Origin of the sequence: Xanthobacter oligotrophicus, assembly GCF_008364685.1 — a bacterium.
GTDB classification, from domain to species: Bacteria; Pseudomonadota; Alphaproteobacteria; order Rhizobiales; family Xanthobacteraceae; genus Xanthobacter; species Xanthobacter oligotrophicus.
Map to the genome: position 1 here is coordinate 382,368 of NZ_VTTL01000005.1, position 19,230 is coordinate 401,597.

Consider the following 19,230-nt stretch of genomic DNA (forward strand, 5'->3'; position numbering starts at 1 on the left):
AGATCGAGCAGGAGCAAATCGTGACCGAGACCAACAATCTTCTCCTTTATGTCGCCGACCCCGAGGCCAGCGGTCGCTTCTACGCCGGGCTGCTGGGGCGTGAGGCGGTGGAGGTGAGCCCGACCTTCGTGCTGCTGGTGCTGCCCTCCGGGCTCGCGCTCGGCCTGTGGAAAGCATCCGGCGTCGAGCCGGCGCCCACGGCGTCCGGCGGCGGGAGCGAACTGGGATTCAAGGTGGCGCGCGCCGCCGACGTGGACGCCACCCATGCCGCATGGCTGACGCGCGGGGCGAGGATCGCCCTGCCGCCCACCGACCTTGATTTCGGCCGCAGCTTCGTGGCGCTCGATCCCGATGGCCACCGCCTGCGCGTCTATGCCTTGGCGGACGCGGCATGAGCGGGGCCGGCGGGGGGCCTCGTCGCAACGCCCATCGGCCCGCTCCGGCGTAGCGCGGCCGCTTGCGCCACGCGGTGGCGGGCGACGCCGTGCTCGGTCTTCTGCCAGTGGTGGGGCCGGCGCAGCAGCTCGAACAGCGCCCGCCACGCCGCCGTTGACAGCAGCAGCCAGTAGACCGGGATGCCGAGCACCACCTTGAACCCCGGCCGGCGGGCGCGCCGGCGCAGCCCCACATAGGTGATGGCGGCGGTGCCGGCATAGCCTGCGAACAGGGTGGTGAAGGTGAGGGCCGAGGTCAGCGCCTCGGCCAGCGAGCCGCGCGGCAGGCCGATGACCCCGCGCAGCAGGTCCGCCAGCAGCAGGGCGACGCAGAACGGGTGGACCAGGGCCGCCGCGAACGGGCCGGCGGCGAGCAGCAGCAGCGCCAGCGCGGGGCCCACCCCGAGATCCGCCATCAGCATCCCGGGCTGGCGCAGATGCACCAGCAGCGTCTGCGCCCAGCCCTTCAGCCAGCGGGTGCGTTGGCCGACCCACGCGCGGGCGCTCACGGGGGCCTCCTCGAAGGTGGTGGATGAGATCACCCGGGTCTGCCAGCCGGCGCGGGCGAGGCGAATGCCGAGGTCCGCGTCCTCGGTGACGTTGAACGGGTCCCAGCCGCCCACCTCATCCAGCACCCGGCGGCGGAAATGGTTGGAGGTGCCCCCGAGCAGGATGGGCAGGCCCAGCGCGCTCAGCATGGGTAGCAGCACATCGAACTGGGCGGCATATTCGGCGGCGAACGAGGCGGCGATCCAGCTGTCGTCGCCATTGTCGATGGCAAGGCGGGCCTGCACGCAGGCGACCTTCGGCCCGCCCGTGCGGAAGGCTTCCAGCGCCCGGCGCAGCTGGTCCGGCTCCGGCAGGTCCTCGGCGTCGTAGATGGCGATGAAGCTGCCGCGCGCCGCGGCGAGGGCCACTGCCAGCGCCTTGGGTTTGGTGCGGGGGCCGATGGCGGGCACCGGCACCTCTTCCATGTGCGGCGGCAGGGTGAGGGCGGCGATGGCGTCGCGGGTTGCGGCATCGTCGGCTTCCACCACCAATTTGATGTCGAGCTTTTCCGGCGGATAGTCGAGCGCGCCGAGGGCGGCCACCAGATGCGGCACGCTGGCCGCCTCGCGATAGAGCGGCACCAGCAGGGAATAGACCGGCAGCTGCCGGTCATCCAGCGTCGGCGGCGGGTCGGCGGGCGGATCATAGGCGCAGCTGGCAAGGCGCAGGGAGACCCAGCCGAGGAAGATCAGCGACAGCAGCGCCTGCACCGCAAGCACGCCCTGTTCCGGCGCCAGCGCCACCAGAACCGCCAGCGGCAGGCCCACCACCAGGGCGATGAGCCCGAGCACCCGCTTGGGGTCGAGGGTGGCGGCGGATTTCAGCGGGTCGCGGGCGGGGAGCCGCGTCACGGCGGCCTCGGCCAAGGTGGGACCGGCGGCGGCCATGACCGCGCGCCGGAACGCCCCCGGCACCGCGAGGCGGACCCGTCCGGCAAGGCCCGGATCCCGCCGCAGCGCGCGGAACAGGCGCCGCACGTCCCGCCCCCGCGCTGCGAGGGTGAAGCGCGGGCGCGTGCCGGCCGGCGCCTCGATGCGCACGCCGGTGCGCAGCACCGCCTCGGCGGTGGCGGCGTCGCGCGGCGGGGCGGTGTCATCGGGAGCGGCGACGGCGAGGCCGAGATGGGCGGCGAGCAGGCTTGTTGCCTCCGCCTCGTCCAGAAGGCCCTGGGCGACGAGCACCTCGTCGGCGCCGACGCCGAGCCGGCGGGCGCGGCGTGCGGCGGCCAGGAGATCGCCGTGGGGCAGGTGGCCGACGAACGGCTTCAGCTCGGCGGGAAGCGTGTCGGCGGGCCGGCGCCGGGCGGCCACAGGCGGTGCTGGCGTCGCACTCAGGCCGTGCACGACGCTGCTTTTCGGGCTATTTCGCTCCTCGGCCCGCCGCCCGGCCCGCCCCTTGTCGGCGGACCGCGCATCCCCCACCATGCGCCGCCCCTTCGAGTGCAACCCTAAGGTAAACGCGCCCACATGGCTCTACCAGTCCTTATCGCCCGCCTGCGGGCCGTGGTCGCGGGCCGTGGCGTGATCCCGGGCGGCCAGATCCCAGGCGGCTTGGGGCGGCGCCTTTGCGTCGCGCTCACGCTGGCGGCCCTGCCTTGGGTTGCGCAGGCCCAGCAGCCGCCGGGGCCGTCGCCCGTATGGGGGCCGGTCCGGGGCGGACAGGTGAGCGGTGCGGGCGCCGGCGGCGTATCGGTGCCCAATTTCTGGAATGTGGAACGCCGGCTGGAGCGGCCCGATGCCGCGCGCCTGCCCAAGGAGCTGCGCTTCGTCACCACCGACGATTACCCGCCCTTCAACTTCCTGAATTCCGACGGGGTGCTCTCCGGCTTCAACGTGGACCTCGCCCGCGCCATCTGCGCCGAGCTGGGGGTGACCTGCGTGCTCCAGGCGGCGGCCTTCGACACGCTGGCGGACAGCGTCGAGCAGGGGCGGGCGGAAGCGGCCATCGCCGGCCTCACCGCCACGCCGCAGTCCCGCGCCGCGCTGGATTTCTCCGAGCGCTATCTCGGCACCCCGGCGCGTTTCGTGGGCAAGCGGCAGGAGACCCTGGGCGCCGCCACGCCGGAAAACGTGGCGGCCAAGAAGGTGGCTGTGGTGAGCCGTACGGCCCATGAGGCCTATCTGCGCTCGTTCTTCAACGAAGCCGCCATCCGTCCCTATCCGGACCTGAAGGCGGCGCAGGAGGCGCTGAAAGGGGGCCAGGTGGACCTGCTGTTCGGCGACGGTATTACGCTGGCTCTGTGGCTCAACGGCGCGGACAGCGCCAATTGCTGCCGCTTCGTGGGCGGCCCCTTCACCGAAAGCCGCTTCTTCGGCGACGGCTTCTCCGTGGCGGTGAAGGAGGGCAACGACACCCTGCGCCACGCCATGGACTTCGCCCTGCAGCGCATCTGGGAAAAGGGCGTCTATACCGACCTCTACCTGCGCTGGTTCCCCATCGGCTTCTATTGAGGGGCGATGCGATCGCGTCGCGCCGGGGCAGGGTGGGCGCGGCCTCACGCGATCTTGCTTGATCGGGGGGCAGGCGGAGCCGGGCGGATCTTTAGTTTATAAAATCGATGTGTATTATATAAATATGAGTGGGTTGCTCCGGCACCCGCGCGCCCGTCTGTCCTGCCTCGAGACCCCTCCATGCGCTCCATGCCCCCATTCGCCGCCACGCTCGCCGCGACCTTCGCCTTCCTTGCCCTGGCGGTGCCTGCCGGCGCCCAGACGGTGAACCTGCGCGGCACCATCTCCTCCATCGCGGGCGGGACGGCTGTCGTCCACGCCCGGGACGGGCAGGATGTGCGGGTTGCCCTGTCCGACCGCACCACGGTGGTGGGGCTTGAGGCGCTGAAGCTCTCCGACATTCCGACCCATTCCTATGTGGGCGTCGCCGCCCTGCCGCAGGAGGGCGCGCAGCCCGGCGCGCCGGAACGGGCGGTGTCCATCCACGTGTTCCCGGAAGCCGCGCGCGGCACCGGCGACGGCACCCGCGCCTACGATCTCGCTCCCAACGCCACCATGACCAACGGCGCCCTTGCCGAGACGGTGGTGGAGACCTCCGGGAACCTCCTCACCATCGCCTATGGCGGCGGCCGCAAGCAGGTGTTGGTGACCCCGGCCACCTCCCTCGTGCGTTTCGTGCCCGGCAGCCTCGACGAGGTGAAGGCCGGCGCCCGCGTGGTGATCCGAGGCGTGAGCGCGGGAGATGGCGCGCTGGAGGCCCAGCGCGTTCTGGTGGGCCGCGGCGACGTGGTCCCGGCCTTGTAGGAACCCGGATCCGGCGGAGCGGTGGCGCGCGGGCGCGGCGGGAGAAGGCCCGCGTTGACGCCACCCGCCGACATTCCTAAGTTCGCGCTCCTTTTTTGGAGCCTGCCATGTCCTCCGCGCCGTCCTCCGTTCCGCCCGATGCTGCCTCCGCCTTCGCCGATCCGGCCGACCTTCCCGGCGAGCTGAAGCGCGTGGCCGAGACGGCCACGGCCTGGCCGTTCGAGGAAGCGCGCAAGCTGGTGGAGCGGCTGAAGCGCCACCCCAAGGAGCGCGCATCGGACGAGGTGCTGTTCGAGACCGGCTACGGTCCCTCGGGCCTGCCGCATATCGGCACCTTCGGCGAGGTGGCGCGCACCACCATGGTGCGCCACGCCTTCCGCGTGCTGACCGAAGACAAGGTGAAAACCCGCCTCGTCGCCTTCTCCGACGACATGGACGGCCTGCGCAAGGTGCCGGACAATGTCCCCAACAAGGACATGCTGCAGAAGGCGCTGGGCCTGCCGCTGACCAAGGTGCCGGACCCCTTCGGCACCCATGACAGCTTCGGCGAGCACAACAATGCGCGCCTGCGCGCGTTCCTCGACGCCTTCGGCTTCCAGTATGAATTCATGTCGGCCACCGACTGCTACATGTCGGGCCGGTTCGATGCCACGCTGCTGAAGGTGCTGCATCACTACGAGAAGGTGATGAACGTGATGCTGCCCTCCCTGCGCGAGGAGCGGGCAGCGTCCTATTCCCCCTTCCTGCCCATCTGCCCGCGCACCGGGCGGGTGCTCCAGGTACCGATCCTCGAGCACCACGTGAAGCATGGCACCGTCACCTACGAAGACCCGGACACGAAGGAGAAGGTGACGGTCCCGGTTACCGGCGGCGGCTGCAAGCTGCAGTGGAAGCCCGACTGGGCCATGCGCTGGGTGGCGCTGGGCGTCGATTACGAGATGGCGGGCAAGGACCTCATCGATTCCGTCAAGCTCTCCAGCCAGATCGCCAAGGCGCTCGGCGGCGAGCCGCCGGAAGGCTTCAATTACGAGCTATTCCTCGACGAGAAGGGGCAGAAAATTTCCAAGTCCAAGGGCAACGGCCTGTCCATCGAGGACTGGCTGAAGTACGCTTCGCCGGAGAGCCTCAGCCTGTTCATGTTCCAGTCGCCGCGCTCGGGCAAGCGGCTGTTCTTCGATGTCATTCCGCGCAACGTGGACGATTATTTCGGCTTCCTCGGCAAGTATGAGGAGCAGGACTGGAAGCAGCGGCTCGGCAACCCGGTATGGCACATCCATGCGGGCGAGCCGCCCAGGGTGGACATGCCGGTGTCCTTCACCATGCTGCTGAATCTGGCCTCCGCCTCCAACACTGAGGACGAAAGCGTGCTGTGGGGCTTCCTCCGCCGCCACGTGCCGGGGGTGTCGGGCGAGACCCATCCCAAGCTCGCCGAACTGGTCGGCTATGCGGTCAAGTATTTCCACGATTTCGTCAAGCCGAACAAGGTGTTCCGGGCGCCCGACGCGGTCGAGCAGGAGGCCCTCGCCAAGCTCGACGCGGCGCTGGCGGCCCTGCCGGCGGGCGCCACCGCGGACGATATCCAGAACGCGCTCTACGACGTGGCCCGCCCCATCCCGCGCTATCAGGACCTGAAGGCGAAGGGCGCCACCCCGGAGCGGCCGGGGGTGTCCATCGAGTGGTTCAACACCCTCTACCAGGTGCTGCTCGGCCTCGCCCGCGGTCCGCGCTTCGGCTCCTTCGTGGAGATCTACGGCGTGGCCGAGACGCGGGAGCTGATCCGCAAGGCGCTGGCGGGGGAACTGGCGAAGGCGTGAGCGGCCGCTACTCTCAATAATGATACCGGCATTGGGCGATGAGGAGCCGGTCGCCCTCCGCGCGATAGACCAGCCGGTGCTCCTGGGTGAGGCGGCGCGACCACCAGCCCGCCAACGGACCGCGCAGCGGCTCCGGCTTGCCGGTGCCGGAGAACGGCGTGCGGCTCGCTTCCCTGATCAGCGCATTCAGGCGCTCCAGCAGCTTGGGATCGCTCGCCTGCCAATGCAGGTAATCCTCCCACGCGCGCTCATGGAAGACGAGCTTCACTCGGTAGAATCTTGTTCTGACGCGTTTTCATCACGCGAACCGGTGTCCACTTCGCTCGAAAACGCTCCAAGCTCGCGCTCGGCCCCCTTGCCGGCGTCGAGATCGGCCACCGCTTCCATGAGACGGTCGGCGTTGCGCGGGTTGCGCAGCAGATAGCGCGTCTCCTCATAAGACGCGAAATCCTCCAGCGACATGAGCACCGCCGCCGGCTTGCCCCGCTCCCGCGTGATGAGTACGGGGGCGTGGTCGGCCGTCACGCTGTCCAGCGTGGCGGCAAGGTTGCGGCGAAGCTCGCTGTATGAGGTGGTGCGCATGGCTGAATTGTACCTAAAAAGGTACAATTCGCAAATAGTGTGTGAGCCAGCCCGCCGCAGGCGGACGGTGCCTCACACCGGCATCTGGAAGCTCAGGAGCTTGCCCTGCGGGAAGTCATAGAGCTTGCCGGTTTCCATGAAGGTGGGCAGGCACAGGGGCAGGATGGCGGCGGCGGCTTCCTCGGGGGCGGGCAGGGTCATGGGGTTCTCGCCTGGGAACGCCTTGGCCCGCATCAGGGTGCGGATGGGGCCGGGGTTGAACAGGTTCACCTTGAGATTGCCGGAGACGCTCTCCGCCGCCCAGGTGCGGGCGAGCACTTCCAGCCCGGCCTTGGTGAGGGCGTAGGGACCCCAATAGGCCCGCGCCTTGTGGGCGGCGCCGGAGGAGATCATCACCACCCGCCCGGCCGGCGACAGCTTCAAGAGCGGATCGAACGAGCGCACGCAGCGCCAGTTGGCGGTGAGGTTCACCGCGACGATGTCGTCCCAGTCCTTGGGATAGACATGGCCGAGCGGCGACAGCGGGCCGAGCACACCGGCATTGGCCACGAACACGTCGAGCCGCCCGTAGCGCTCGAACAGCGCGCCGCCGAGCCGGTCGATGGCTTCTGAATCCTTCAGGTCCAGCGGCACCAGGGTGGCGGTGCCGCCCACGGCGCGGATGTTGTCGTCGATGTCCTGGAGCCCGCTGTCGGAGCGGCCGACGCAGACCACATGGGCGCCGGCCCGGGCCAGTGCGATGGCGGTGGCAGCGCCAATGCCGCGGGTGGCGCCGGTGACGAGGGCGATCTTGTCGGCGAGGGGCCGGTCGGCGGTCATGCGGCTTCCGTGGACTTTAGGGAAAAAGACGCCCTCCCCCGCAGGGCGGGGGGAGGGGTTTCAAGAGGCGCGGTTCAGCTCGCCTCGGCCAGGAGCGAGAGCTGCTGCTGGCCCACGGCGCCGGCCCGGTCGGTGAGCGGGGTGGGATAGTCGCCGGTGAAGCAGTGGTCGGTGAATTGCGGCTTCACCGGGTCGCGGCCCTCGAAGCCCATGGCGCGGTAGACGCCATCCACCGAGAGGAACGCCAGCGAATCCGCGCCGATATAGCGCCGCATGCCTTCCAGGTCGTGGGTGGCGGCCAGCAGCTTGTCGCGGTCCGGGGTGTCGATGCCGTAATAGTCGGGATGGGTGATGGGCGGGGAAGCGATGCGGAAATGCACCTCCCGGGCGCCGGCATCGCGCATCATCTGCACGATCTTCACCGAGGTGGTGCCGCGCACCAGGCTGTCGTCCACCAGAACGATGGACCGGCCTTCCACCACCGAGCGGTTGGCGGAATGCTTCATGCGCACGCCCTGGTCGCGGATGGACTGGGTGGGCTGGATGAAGGTGCGCCCCACATAATGGTTGCGGATGATGCCCAGCTCGTAGGGGATGCCCGAGGCCTGGGAGAAGCCGATGGCCGCCGGCACGCCGGAATCCGGCACCGGCACGATGACGTCGGCGTTGGCGGGGCTTTCCTCCGCCAGCACGCGGCCCATCTTCTTGCGCACCTGGTAGACCGAGCGCCCGCCCACCACGGAATCGGGCCGGGCGAAATAGATGTATTCGAAGATGCAGGGCCGCGCCGCCATCTCCGGGAACGGCTTGAAGGACTGCAGGCCGTCCTCGTCGATCACGATGACCTCGCCGTTCTCCACGTCGCGCACATAGCGCGCGCCGATGATGTCGAGGGCGCAGGTCTCGGAGGCGAGGATGGGCGAGCCGTCCAGCATGCCCAGCACCAGCGGGCGAATGCCGAGGGGATCGCGGGCGCCGATGAGCTTCTTGTTGGTGAGGGCCACGAGCGAATAGGCCCCCTCCAGCGCGCGCAGGGCGTCGGTGAAGCGGTCGATGAAGCGCGGCTTCTTGGAGCGCGCAACGAGGTGAAGGATGGCCTCGGTGTCGGTGGTGGACTGGGTGATGGCCCCGTCCCGCACCAGCTGCTTGCGCAGGGTGAGGCCGTTGGTGAGGTTGCCGTTGTGGCCCACGGCGAAGCCGCCGGCGTCGAGCTCGGCGAACAGGGGCTGCACGTTGCGCAGCAGGGTCTCGCCGGTGGTGGAGTAGCGCACATGGCCCACCGCCATGTCGCCGGGCAGGCGCTCGATGACGCCGGCGTCGGAGAAGGCGTCGCCCACGAGGCCGAGGCGCCGCTCCGAATGGAAGCGCTTGCCGTCATAGGAGACGATGCCGGCCGCCTCCTGCCCGCGATGCTGGAGCGCGTGCAGGCCGATGGCGGTGATGGCCGCCGCCTCCGGGTGATTGTAGATGCCGAAGACGCCGCATTCCTCGCGGAGGCGGTCGCCGTTCAGGTCGAGATCCGCCTGTTCGGCCTGGGTCAGCCCAGCCAGCCGGGGATGGCCATCCTCGGAACGGGGTTGGTCGCCCGCGGTCATCGGGGCGTCACTGTCGAAATCCATCATGCACCTCCGCTCGGGCGGCTTACTGGCCGGTGCCGCGCGTGCTGGCGACGAGCTGGTCGAGACCCATACGTTCCGTGGAGCGGTAGGATTTACCCCCCGCCGCGGATGCGTCAGCCGACCCGGCTGGTCTTGTGGTGCCCCCCAAATCCGAACGCTGCCCCCCCGTCGGGGCGGCCGGGGCGGCGGGCGTGTCGCCCTCCTCTCCGGCGGGCGGCTTCTTCAACTTGTTCAAGATGGTGTTTTCAGGGTCATCCGGCAACTGCGCCTTAAGCCACTCCCCCGCGCTCTTGATGGCGGGAAGCGATTTTGCATTGGCGACCCACGGCGGCAGCTTCTCCGGCGGCACCAGCCAGTTGAAGAACAGCATGGCGATCACCATGAGCAGCAGGCCGCGCGCCAGCCCGAACATGAAGCCCAGCGTGCGGTCCAGCGCGCCGATTCGGCTGTCGAGCACCACGTCGGAGATGCGCGCCGTGATGATCGTCGCAAGAAGAAGCGTGCCGAGGAACAGCACCGCCACGGTGACGGCAAGAGCCGCCGTATCTTGGGCGATGTATTGCTTCACGACCGGTAGGAGCTGCTTCTGGAAATACACGGTGACGCCGGCTGCAACCACCCATGAGAGGATGGAGAAGACCTCGCGCAGGAAGCCGCGGACCATGGCCAGCAGCCCCGAAATCAGCATGACCGTCAGAACGATGATGTCGAGCAAAGTCACAGGCATCGGCGCAGTGTTCCGTCATCCGCGCACCGCGACGCGCGCATGCGCGCGGCATGCCGTCCAGGTGGTTGCCTGGTGGGAGCCCGCCGCGCGGCTGATATAGCTTGCGCGCCGGCCCGCGTCACCTTCCTGCGTTATGGCTTGGGTTATCCGGCCTCGTCGTCCGCCCATTCCGCATGTTCCACGGCCCGGGGCCTTTGTTCCCGCTCGCCCCCGCCCCGCGAATCTCGCATGGCAGGCCGGCGGGGGGCGCAGGCCGCAATGGCCGCCACCAGCTCCGCCAGCGAGCCGACCGGCTGCAGCGAGACCTGCGCATCGACCCCGTCGAGGCCGCCGGAGGGCAGCACCGCGCGGGCGAAGCCCAGCTTCGCCGCTTCCTTCAGGCGCGCCGCCGCCTGCGCCACCTGCCGCACCGCGCCGGTGAGGCTCGCCTCGCCGAAATAGACCGCATCCGCCGGCAGGGGTGCGCCGGTGAGGGAGGAGACCAAAGCTGCCGCAACGGCAAGGTCCGCCGCCGGCTCGCCGATCCTCAACCCCCCTGCCACGTTCAGATAGACGTCATGCCCACCGAGCCGCACGCCGCAGCGCGCATCCAGCACCGCCAGCACCATGGAGAGGCGGTTGGGGTCCCAGCCCACCACGGCGCGGCGCGGGGTGCCCAGCGATGAGGGCGCCACCAGCGCCTGGATCTCCACCAGCACGGGGCGGGTGCCCTCCATGCCGGCGAACACGGCGGTGCCCGGCGCGCCGGCGTCGCGATTGGAAAGGAACAGCTCGGAGGGATTGGCCACCTCAGACAGGCCGCGCCCGGTCATCTCGAACACGCCGATCTCGTCGGTGGGGCCGAAGCGGTTCTTCTGGGCGCGCAGGATGCGGAACTGGTGGCCGCCGTCGCCCTCGAAGGAGAACACCGCGTCCACCATGTGCTCCACCACCCGGGGCCCGGCGATCTGCCCGTCCTTGGTGACATGGCCCACCAGGATCACGCAGGCCCCGGTCTGCTTGGCGTAGCGCACCAGCAACTGGGCGGAGGTGCGCACCTGCGTCACCGTGCCGGGGGCGGATTCCACGCTGTCCGACCACATGGTCTGGATGGAGTCGATCACGACCATGTGAACAGGCGGGCCGCCGGACAGGGTGGCGATGATATTCTCGGCATTGGTCTCGGCGGCAAGGCTCACCGGCGCCTGATCCAGTCCGAGGCGCTGAGCGCGCATGCGCACCTGGTCCACCGCCTCCTCGCCGGAGACGTAGATCACCCGCTGTCCGCTCGCCGCCAGCGCCGCCGAGGCCTGCACCAGCAGGGTGGATTTGCCGATGCCGGGATCGCCGCCGATGAGCAGCACCGAGCCCGGCACGAAGCCGCCGCCGGCCACCCGGTCCAGCTCGCCGATGCCGCAGACCATGCGGGGGGCGGGCGTGGCGGTGCCCTGCAGGGTTTCCAGCGCCACCGAGCGGCCCTTGCGGCCGGAGCGCTGGGCGGCGGGCACGCTGGCGACCACCGCCACTTCCTCCGCGAGGGTGTTCCAGGCGCCGCACGCCTCGCACTTGCCCTGCCAGCGCGTATAGGCCGCGCCGCAGGACTGGCAGATGAAGGAGGTGTCGCGCTTTGCCATGACCTCGTTCCGCTGGAGCACGCGCCGATCAGATTGCGGAGCGAATCCCCCTGCGCTTAGCCATTAGAGCACAAAATGAGAACATGCAGTCCAGATGGCGCATTGCGGACGGCGACCAGTTGGCCCCGGTTCGCTTCCGGGCGGGGAGGAAGAGGTCGATACGGGAGCAGGCAAAGTTGGGCGGCTACCTCACCCGCCCACGTAGTGTCGGGCGTAGCGGGCGCCCAGCGAGGTGAGCACTTCGTAGCCGATGGTGCCGGAGCGGGCGGCGAGGTCATCCACGCTGATGCCGTCGCCGAGGAAGACCGCGGCATCGCCCCGTTGCACCACGCCGTCCGGCAGGTCGGTGATGTCGAGGGTGGCGAGGTCCATGGAGACGCGCCCTACCAGGGGGCAGCGCTGGCCGTGGAGGATGGCCTCCACCCCCTTGGTGGCGTCGGTGGAGCCGCCGGCGCGGAACAGGCCGTCCGCATAGCCGATGGAGACGGTGGCGAGCCGGCTCGGCCGCTTCAGCCGCTGGGCGGCGCCATAGCCCACCGTCTCCCCGGCCGGGGCGGTGGAGACCTGCACCACCTTGACCTCCAGCCGCACCACGGGCCGCAGCGGCGGCACCCCGTTGATGGCGATGCCGCCGTAAAGGAAGATGCCCGGCCGCACCAGCTCGAACCGGAAGTCGCGGCCGAGCAGGGTGCCGGCCGAATTGGCCAGCGATCCCGGAATGCGGGGGAAGCGCCGCACCACGTCGGCGAACACCATGCGCTGGCGGGCGGTGAGCACATGCCCCGGCGTGTCGGCGCAGGCGAGGTGGCTCATGATCAGGCTGGGGGTGAAGCCCAGGAGGCGGAAGGTGCCGGAGAGCTGCACCGCCTCCTCCAGCGACAGGCCGAGCCGGTGCATGCCCGTATCCACATGGATGGCGGCGGGCAGTTTGACGCCGTTGTCGCGGCAATAATCGCTCCAGTCGGAGATTTCCGGGGTCGATCCCAGCACGGGGCGCAGGTTCGCGGCCGCATAGTCGGCGGCGCAGTCCGGCAGAAGGCCGTTCAGCACATAGATGATGGCCTCGGGTAGCAGGGCGCGCAGGGCCACCGCTTCCTTGAAATGGGCGACGAAGAAGTTGCGCGCGCCGGCCCGCCACAGGACCGGGGCGACCCGGTCGATGCCGAGCCCATAGGCGTTGGCCTTCACCACGGCGGCGCACTCGGCCGGGGCGGCGAGCGCGGCGATGGTACGCCAGTTGTCGGCGATGGCGCCCAGATCCACGGTGAGGATGGCGCCGGCTTCCCGCGCCTCCCGGTCGGCGCTTTCGTGCGCCGCGGCGATGGCGGCGGCCTGGGCTGCGGCCTCCTCCGGGGAGGGCGCGCTCAGTGGCGCTCCGGCAGGTGGTCCTCCCGCGCCAGGTTGGAGAAGCGGGTGAACTGGGGCTCGAAATGCACCTTCACCGTCCCCGTGGGGCCGTGGCGCTGCTTTCCGATGATGACCTCGGCCGTGTTCTCGGCCGCCTTCATCTCGATCTCCCACTTGAACCACTCCTCTGTGCCGGGCTTCGGCTCCTTGCTTTTAAGGTAATATTCCTCCCGGAACACAAACATGACCACGTCGGCGTCCTGCTCGATGGAGCCGGATTCGCGCAGGTCCGACAATTGCGGCCTCTTGTCGTCTCGCGATTCCACCTGACGGGACAGCTGCGACAGCGCCATGATGGGCACTTGCAGCTCTTTCGCCAAGGCCTTCAGTCCGGTGGTGATCTCCGTGATCTCCTGGACGCGGTTCTGGGATGAACTTTTGGAGGAGCCCGACAGCAGCTGGAGATAGTCCACCACCATGAAGTCGAGCCCGCGCTGGCGCTTCAGCCGCCGCGCCCGGGCCACCAATTGGGCGATGGAGAGGCCGCCGGTGTCGTCGATGTAGAGCGGGATGGTCTGCATGGTCTGGGCGGCGGCGGCGAGCTTGGAGAATTCGCTCTCCGAGATATCGCCGCGACGGATCTTGTAGGAGGCGATCTCGGCCTGCTCGGCGAGGATACGGGTGGCGAGCTGCTCGGCCGACATTTCCAGCGAGAAGAAGCCGACGATGCCCCCCGATACGGTCTCGATGCCGCCGTCGGGCCGCGTCTCGCCGCGATAGGCGGCGGCGATGTTGAAGGCGATGTTGGTGGCGAGCGCGGTCTTGCCCATGGCCGGGCGGCCGGCGAGAATTACGAGGTCGGAGGGCTGCAGGCCGCCCATCTGGTGGTCGAGGTCGTCCAGCGCCGTGGCGATGCCGGAGAGGTGGCCGTCGCGCTGGAAGGCCTTGGAGGCCATGTCCACCGCCTCGCGCAGCGCCTCGCCGAAGCGCTGGAAGCCGCCGTCGTAGCGGCCGGTCTCGGCGATCTCGTAAAGCCGCTTTTCCGCCTGCTCGATCTGGTCCTGCGGGGTGGCGTCCACCGGGGCATCGAACGCCTCGTTGACGATCTCCTCGCCGATGCGGATCAGGTCGCGGCGCACCGAGAGGTCGTAGATGGTACGGCCGTAATCCTCGGAATTGATGATGGTGGTCGCCTCCGCCGCGAGGCGGGCGAGATATTGCGGCCCGGTGAGGCCGGCCACATCGAGGTCCGAGGGCAGGAAGGTCTTCAGCGTCACCGGCGTGGCGAGCTTGCCGGCGCGCACGAGGGCGCTCGCCAATTCGAACACCCGGGCGTGGATGGGCTCGTAGAAATGGCGCGGCTCGAGGAAGTCGGAGACCCGGTAGAATGCCTCGTTGTTGACGAGGATGGCGCCCAGCAGCGCCTGCTCCGCCTCCAGATTGTGCGGGGCCTGACGATAGGACGGTTCGAGATCGCCCGCGTTGGGGAGGTCGAGCATGGCGCCAAGGTTCCGCTGGATGGGTCACTTCCTTACCAAGTCCGGGGTCCTGAGCACAGTAAGTTCTTAGTTTGTTCCGAAATCAAGCTGCGGGCTTTTTCCACAGGGGGGATGGATCTGGGGATAGCGGGCACAAGCCGTCGCCGACTTCGTGCGGGAGCATCGTGCCGGCTTCCCTTCCAGTCCCGGTCATTCCGGCGGCTTCTCGCTTTGCTCGCTCCCGCAAGGTGGGATAGATCCGGTGCCGGCGGCACGAATACGAAGGGAATCGTCATGCGCGGAAATCTCGGCGGCGTGTTTGGCCGTGCCATGCTGGCGATGGCGATCGTCGGCATGTCCGTTCCCGCCCTCGCCCAGAGCAGCGATCCTCTGGCTTTGCCGCCCGACCTCGGCGCCTCCAACCTGCCGGTGCCTGTGGACGGCACCGCCATCTACGGCCAGAACACCCCGCCGCCCGAAGGCATGATGGCCATTCCGGTGCCGCCCTCCACCTGCGGCGGCATCGCCCAGGTGGTGCGCACCCAGGGCCTCATCCTGATTCCCACTGGCAACGGCAATGCCCAGCGCTATGTGCGCGACGAGCGCTTCTGCGCCGGGGACCAGATCACCAAGCCGGCCTGGATCGCCACCTCGGACAATCCGCGCTGCTTCGTCGGCTATACCTGCGGCGAGAGCAACGACGACGGCTCGAACTGATACCAACGGCCCCGGTCTTTGACCGGTGCCGAGAGGGTGTCGCTCAGGCGCCGCGCGGGCTTTGGTATGAGCGACACGGCCGATCCGCTCACGTCACCGCCTGGGCATCGTGCTCGCGCCACTGGATGGCGGCGGGCGGCACCAGCAGCTTCAGCGCGCCGGGGGCGATGGCGTAGCGCAGGGGCACGCGCTCGCGCTCCACTTCCCCGTCGGTGGCCACCCAGGCGCGCTCGCGCCGGGCGTGGATGGTGACCCGCCGGGCCTGGAAGGCATGGATGCCCGGCTTGTCGCGCCAGGCATTCACCAGCACTTCTGCGCCGGTCTTCAGCCGCGCCAGGGTGCCGCGGTCCTCCGCCACCAGCACCTCCAGCAGCCCGCCGTCGAGCCGCGAGCGGTGCCAGCCGGGGGCGTCGAAGGCGTTCACCGTCACCAGCGCCGCATAGGCCTCGATGGGCTCGCGCACGCCCGCCACCTCCACCTCGATGGAGATGCGCCCCGACCGCGCTACCGCCTTGCCGAGCGCCATGAGCCAGCCCAGCACCCGCCCGCGCTGGGCGCGCAGTTGCTCGCGGGCCAGCGCCATCTGGCTGAAGAAGCCCACCCCCGAGACCCCGTGGAAGGCCCGCCCGTTCAGGAGGCCCACGTCCACCTGCATGGGCCGCGCCTTCAGCAGGGCGTCGAGGGCGCCCGCCAGGTCGCGCGGCAGGCCGATGTCGTAGGCGAGCATGTTCATGGTGCCCAGCGGCAGCACGCCGAGGGCAACCTCGGTGTTGGCGAACACCGATGCGGCATAGGAGACCGTGCCGTCGCCGGCGCCCACCACCACCGTGTCGTAGCCGTCGCGCTCGGCGGAGGAGATGGCGCGGGCGATGGCCTCGCCGTGCGCCACCAACACCTCCACGTCCGTGCCCGGCCGCGTCAGGGCTTCGTCCACGATGGCGCGGACCCGCTCGGGCCCCATGTCGTGGATGGTCCCGGCTTTGGCATTGAGTACGACCCGCATCCGCCGCATCGTGGCATCCTCCAGACCGGCACAAGCGCCGGCGCGGCCTTAAGGTTCCCGTTAGAGCACGTGCCGGTCGGCTGGCATTGCAAGCTGATCGGAGAACGGGTTCTCTCTCCTGGAGTTGGAGGGCGATTCACCGATCAGACCGGTTCGATCTGATCGGATCGTGCTCCAGGGGACGCGCGGCCGTGCCGGGCTCATCTCATCAAGGGGTCCAATCATGGCCAATGTGCCTCCGCCGTCCAGCTCGCCTCCACCGTCCAAACGGGCATCCTCCCCTTCCATCCTGCGTCTGCGGGCCGGGCTGCTGCTTCTGGTCGCATCCGTGGTGCTGTGCGGCGCCGGCGGCCATTTCGTGGCCCGACAGTTCGGCCTCGGGATCGGCTGGGCGATCCTGCTCGCCGTGGTGATCTGGGTCGGCGTCGGCATCCTCATCGCCCGGCTCGATACCCGGCTGTTTTTCGGGGCGGCGGTGGCGGTGACGGCGCTCGTGGCTTATTTCGTCTATGATTTTTCGTCTTCGGCCATCGGATGGTCCAGCGGTGTCTCGCTGGTGCTCGCATTGGTCGCAGCCCTGTTCCTGACCTTCACCTTCTACGATTTCCGGCGCCTCAAGCACGAGCTGCGCCTGTGGGCCTACAAGCGGTAGGCCGGGATGCGCGCGGCGCCCGAATCCCGGCCGCAAGGCGAGCCGGAGCCGGATCCCATCAGATTGCATCGCAAGCGGATGGGCGTGTGCTCCAAGGCTTGACTTTTACCGCCGCGGCACATTGAAGTTGCGTTGTGTGCGGTTGCAATGCTGGGGCGTGATGCGCCGCGGCGACGCAGCGGTCCAGGCGCAAAGGGGGGCGTCCCGCGTGCGGGCGTCCAAAGGCAAAGAATGTCCGAGGGACGCCTTTATCTCCTGGCCGGCCCGGCCATCTCGCTCATTGTCGCCTGCGTCTTTCTCCTGGTCTGGCTGCACCACCGCGAGCGGTCCTACGTGCCGCTCTTCGCCGTGGCGTTCTGCGCCTATGCCATGGCCGCGCTATCGCAGCTGTTCCAGGTTCCGGCAGGTGTCGGGCTCAACACCATGGTCTCGGGCCTGATCTACACGTTCGGCATCTTCTGCCTTGTGCAAGGAGTCTTGGCGCGGTTCGGCAAGGCGGGCTCCGCCCCGGTGCTGGTCGCCGTCTCCGTGGTGATCCTCGGGCTGCTCTATTATTTCATGTATGTGGACCGCAGCCTCGTCGCCCGGATCTATGTGCAGAATTTCGGCTACGGCCTCATGTTCCTGTTCGCCGCGGTCGAGATCTTCGGGGCCAGCGGCCGGCGGACGGTGGACCGGATCCTGTTCTGGGTCTTCCTCCTGTTCGGTCTCCATTTCTTCGTGCGCACCGTCTTGACCATGTCCATCTCGCCCGAGCTGTTCGCGCTCGACCAGATGCGGCAGGAGGGCGCCGACCGGAACGCCATCGGGCTTCTTTTCCGTCGCTCGCCGTTCTGGCAGGTGCTCAACTTCTCGCTGCTGGTCAGCGGCCTGCTGGTGGCGCTTGCCCTGATGGGAGCCATCGCCGTCGACGTCATGGACGAGCTGAAGCGGCAGGGCCGCGTCGATCCCCTGACCGGGCTCGCCAACCGCCGCGGCTTCGACGATCTCGCCCAGGAGCTCGTCGCCGACAAGGCGAGTCATCCCCTGAGCCTGGTCTATTTCGACATCGACCGCTTCAAGGTCATCAACGACAGTTTCGGCCATGCGACGGGCGACCTCGTGCTCGCCACCGTCGGCGGCCTCGTCGCCCGCGCGGTGACGCCGCGGGATGTGGCGGCGCGCCGCGGCGGAGAGGAGTTCGTGGTGCTGCTTGCCCGCACCGGCGCCCGCAGCGCCTTCCGCTTCGCCGAGCGGGTGCGCGCCGAGCTGCGGCGCACCGCCTTCGCCATGCTGCCGCCGGGCGCCGTCGTCACCGCGAGCTTTGGCGTCGCCGAGCGCAGGCCGGGCGAGGACCTGGCGGACCTGCTCCATCGCGCCGACCAGCTGGTCTACGCAGCCAAGCACGCCGGCCGCGATCTTGTGCTGACCGATGATGGCGTGCTGGCGGTGCCGTCGGCGGGACAGGGCGCCGGTTGATCCAGATCAACGTCGCGCGCGGTGCGGGTGCCTAGCCTTCCGGAAAACATCGGGAGGTCCCCAAAAGGGGGGCCCCAAAGGGAGGCCAAGGACATGCCTGCGCAAGTTGCTCTCGTCGTCACCGGGATCGTCGTCGCCTTTGGCGGTTTCGCCCTCGTCCTCGCCTTCGCGGACTACTACACCCACGCCGGCCGCAAATCCTGACGCCGGGACCGGCGGTCCGGTTTCCCCCTGTTGGTTCGCGCTGGAACGGCAGCCGGCGGATGCCGCCTGCTGCTGCTGCTGGAGCCCACGCCGGGCGCCCCGGCGGACGATGTGGACGGCGACCGGGATTTCCGCTCCGATGCGCCGGCCATGCGCGCGGCGAAGCCCGTCATCTACGAGATGATGCTCATGTTCGAGTGAGCGGACGCGGCAGGTGCGGTGTGCTAGAGGGGCGCCCATGAGCAGCCCCAAAGAGAGCAGCCCCGAAGATACCCCCCGGGACGACATCGCCCCAGACGCGCCGGACGCCCCGGCGCCCGATGGGGCACGCCTCCCGTTCTGGCGGGCGAAGCCTTTGTCGGCCATGAGCGCGACCGAGTGGGAGAGCCTGTGCGACGGCTGCGGCCGCTGCTGCCTCGTGAAGCTCGAGGACGAGGACACCGGGCAGGTGGCCTATACGGATGTCGCCTGCCGCCTGCTGGATGCCGCCACCTGCCGCTGTTCCGACTATGAGCGGCGTTCCGAGATCGTGTCCGACTGCGTGCGCCTGACCCCTGAGAGCGTCGCGGAGTTGAACTGGCTGCCGCCCACCTGCGCCTACCGGTTGGTCGGCGAGGGCAAGGACCTGCCGTTCTGGCATCCGCTGGTGTCGGGCGATGCGGGGAGCGTCGCGGCGGCCGGCATCACGGTCTCGGGCAAGGTGGCCGGCAGCGAGAACGAGTTCGGCCTGTTCGAGCTGGTGGACCATATCGTCGCCTGGCCGGTGCGCTGGCCAAGGGGGGCGAAAGGCGGGGCCAAGACGGGCGTCAAGACTGAGGCGAAGGCGCCGACGGGAGCGCGCGCCCGGCCGCGCCGCCCGAAGGCGAACGATCAGAAGGACTGACACGATCCCTGCCCGGCGCCGCGCGCGCCCGAGGCCAGCCCCCTCTGCGCTGGCTTCGCCTGACACCGGGATGGTGC

The 19,230-nt window shown here is 69.3% G+C and carries 19 protein-coding genes; 9 read left to right on the forward strand and 10 right to left on the reverse strand.

Going from position 1 to position 19,230, the window contains the following annotated elements:
- Positions 1-20 precede the first annotated feature (20 nt).
- Positions 21-395 (forward strand): VOC family protein, encoded by a 375-nt coding sequence (locus tag FZ033_RS10745; protein WP_149576113.1) that lies wholly within the window; start codon positions 21-23, stop codon positions 393-395.
- Here FZ033_RS10745 and FZ033_RS10750 read toward each other — a convergent pair.
- Positions 371-2,326: a glycosyltransferase gene (locus FZ033_RS10750; RefSeq protein ID WP_149576114.1), complete on the reverse strand. Its 1,956-nt coding sequence runs from the start codon at positions 2,324-2,326 to the stop codon at positions 371-373. The two genes, FZ033_RS10745 and FZ033_RS10750, sit on opposite strands and share 25 nt — an antisense overlap.
- Before the next feature lie 318 nt (positions 2,327-2,644).
- On the opposite strand from FZ033_RS10750, the gene FZ033_RS10755 reads away from it, so the two are divergent.
- The 3 genes from FZ033_RS10755 to FZ033_RS10765 all read left to right on the forward strand — a co-directional run bounded on the left by FZ033_RS10755 (position 2,645) and on the right by FZ033_RS10765 (position 6,051).
- Entirely contained in the window at positions 2,645-3,433 is a 789-nt protein-coding gene (locus FZ033_RS10755) for a transporter substrate-binding domain-containing protein (RefSeq protein WP_232847428.1), read from the forward strand.
- Positions 3,434-3,613: 180 nt separating this feature from the next.
- Positions 3,614-4,237: a DUF5666 domain-containing protein gene (locus FZ033_RS10760; RefSeq protein ID WP_149576115.1), complete on the forward strand. Its 624-nt coding sequence runs from the start codon at positions 3,614-3,616 to the stop codon at positions 4,235-4,237.
- A 107-nt stretch (positions 4,238-4,344) separates the two neighbouring features.
- A complete protein-coding gene (locus tag FZ033_RS10765; RefSeq protein ID WP_149576116.1) occupies positions 4,345-6,051 on the forward strand; it encodes a lysine--tRNA ligase in 1,707 nt (568 codons plus the stop codon).
- 13 nt (positions 6,052-6,064) lie between these two features.
- Here the strand turns inward: FZ033_RS10765 and FZ033_RS10770 are convergent, their stop codons facing one another.
- The 8 genes from FZ033_RS10770 to FZ033_RS10805 all read right to left on the reverse strand — a co-directional run bounded on the left by FZ033_RS10770 (position 6,065) and on the right by FZ033_RS10805 (position 14,257).
- On the reverse strand, positions 6,065-6,319 hold the full coding sequence (locus FZ033_RS10770) for a Txe/YoeB family addiction module toxin (RefSeq protein WP_149576117.1): 255 nt from the start codon (positions 6,317-6,319) through the stop codon (positions 6,065-6,067).
- A complete protein-coding gene (locus FZ033_RS10775) occupies positions 6,316-6,633 on the reverse strand; it encodes a type II toxin-antitoxin system Phd/YefM family antitoxin (RefSeq protein WP_149576118.1) in 318 nt (105 codons plus the stop codon). The genes FZ033_RS10770 and FZ033_RS10775 overlap by 4 nt, the downstream gene beginning before the upstream one ends.
- A gap of 72 nt (positions 6,634-6,705) precedes the next feature.
- Complete coding sequence (locus tag FZ033_RS10780) at positions 6,706-7,452, reverse strand: SDR family NAD(P)-dependent oxidoreductase (RefSeq protein ID WP_149576119.1); 747 nt, start codon at positions 7,450-7,452, stop codon at positions 6,706-6,708.
- A gap of 74 nt (positions 7,453-7,526) precedes the next feature.
- The gene (gene purF / locus FZ033_RS10785; protein ID WP_232847429.1) at positions 7,527-9,071 is read right to left on the reverse strand and encodes an amidophosphoribosyltransferase; all 1,545 of its coding nucleotides are present in this window, start codon (positions 9,069-9,071) and stop codon (positions 7,527-7,529) included.
- Positions 9,072-9,093: 22 nt separating this feature from the next.
- Positions 9,094-9,798, reverse strand: coding sequence for a CvpA family protein (locus FZ033_RS10790; RefSeq protein ID WP_149576120.1), 705 nt, complete (start codon positions 9,796-9,798; stop codon positions 9,094-9,096).
- Between the two features lie 143 nt (positions 9,799-9,941).
- The gene (radA, locus tag FZ033_RS10795; protein ID WP_149576121.1) at positions 9,942-11,411 is read right to left on the reverse strand and encodes a DNA repair protein RadA; all 1,470 of its coding nucleotides are present in this window, start codon (positions 11,409-11,411) and stop codon (positions 9,942-9,944) included.
- 189 nt (positions 11,412-11,600) lie between these two features.
- A complete protein-coding gene (gene alr / locus FZ033_RS10800) occupies positions 11,601-12,674 on the reverse strand; it encodes an alanine racemase (protein WP_232847430.1) in 1,074 nt (357 codons plus the stop codon).
- A gap of 101 nt (positions 12,675-12,775) precedes the next feature.
- Positions 12,776-14,257, reverse strand: a complete 1,482-nt coding sequence (locus FZ033_RS10805) for a replicative DNA helicase (protein ID WP_149576122.1) — start codon at positions 14,255-14,257, stop codon at positions 12,776-12,778.
- Positions 14,258-14,530: 273 nt separating this feature from the next.
- Here FZ033_RS10805 and FZ033_RS10810 point away from each other — a divergent pair, with 273 nt between their 5' ends.
- The gene (locus FZ033_RS10810; RefSeq protein ID WP_149576123.1) at positions 14,531-14,953 is read left to right on the forward strand and encodes a hypothetical protein; all 423 of its coding nucleotides are present in this window, start codon (positions 14,531-14,533) and stop codon (positions 14,951-14,953) included.
- A gap of 88 nt (positions 14,954-15,041) precedes the next feature.
- On the opposite strand, the gene FZ033_RS10815 is transcribed toward FZ033_RS10810, so the two are convergent.
- The gene (locus FZ033_RS10815; RefSeq protein WP_232847431.1) at positions 15,042-15,956 is read right to left on the reverse strand and encodes a diacylglycerol/lipid kinase family protein; all 915 of its coding nucleotides are present in this window, start codon (positions 15,954-15,956) and stop codon (positions 15,042-15,044) included.
- A 223-nt stretch (positions 15,957-16,179) separates the two neighbouring features.
- Between FZ033_RS10815 and FZ033_RS10820 the strand changes: the two genes are divergently transcribed.
- From FZ033_RS10820 to FZ033_RS10830, 4 genes are all read left to right on the forward strand, one after another.
- Positions 16,180-16,608 carry a hypothetical protein gene (locus tag FZ033_RS10820; RefSeq protein WP_149576125.1) on the forward strand — a complete coding sequence of 143 codons (429 nt, stop codon included), beginning with the start codon at positions 16,180-16,182 and terminating at the stop codon, positions 16,606-16,608.
- A 231-nt stretch (positions 16,609-16,839) separates the two neighbouring features.
- Positions 16,840-18,066 (forward strand): GGDEF domain-containing protein, encoded by a 1,227-nt coding sequence (locus FZ033_RS10825; RefSeq protein WP_188079423.1) that lies wholly within the window; start codon positions 16,840-16,842, stop codon positions 18,064-18,066.
- A gap of 234 nt (positions 18,067-18,300) precedes the next feature.
- The gene (locus FZ033_RS24015) at positions 18,301-18,471 is read left to right on the forward strand and encodes a hypothetical protein (protein WP_188079424.1); all 171 of its coding nucleotides are present in this window, start codon (positions 18,301-18,303) and stop codon (positions 18,469-18,471) included.
- Between the two features lie 37 nt (positions 18,472-18,508).
- A complete protein-coding gene (locus tag FZ033_RS10830) occupies positions 18,509-19,153 on the forward strand; it encodes a YcgN family cysteine cluster protein (RefSeq protein ID WP_269149860.1) in 645 nt (214 codons plus the stop codon).
- Positions 19,154-19,230 lie beyond the last annotated feature (77 nt).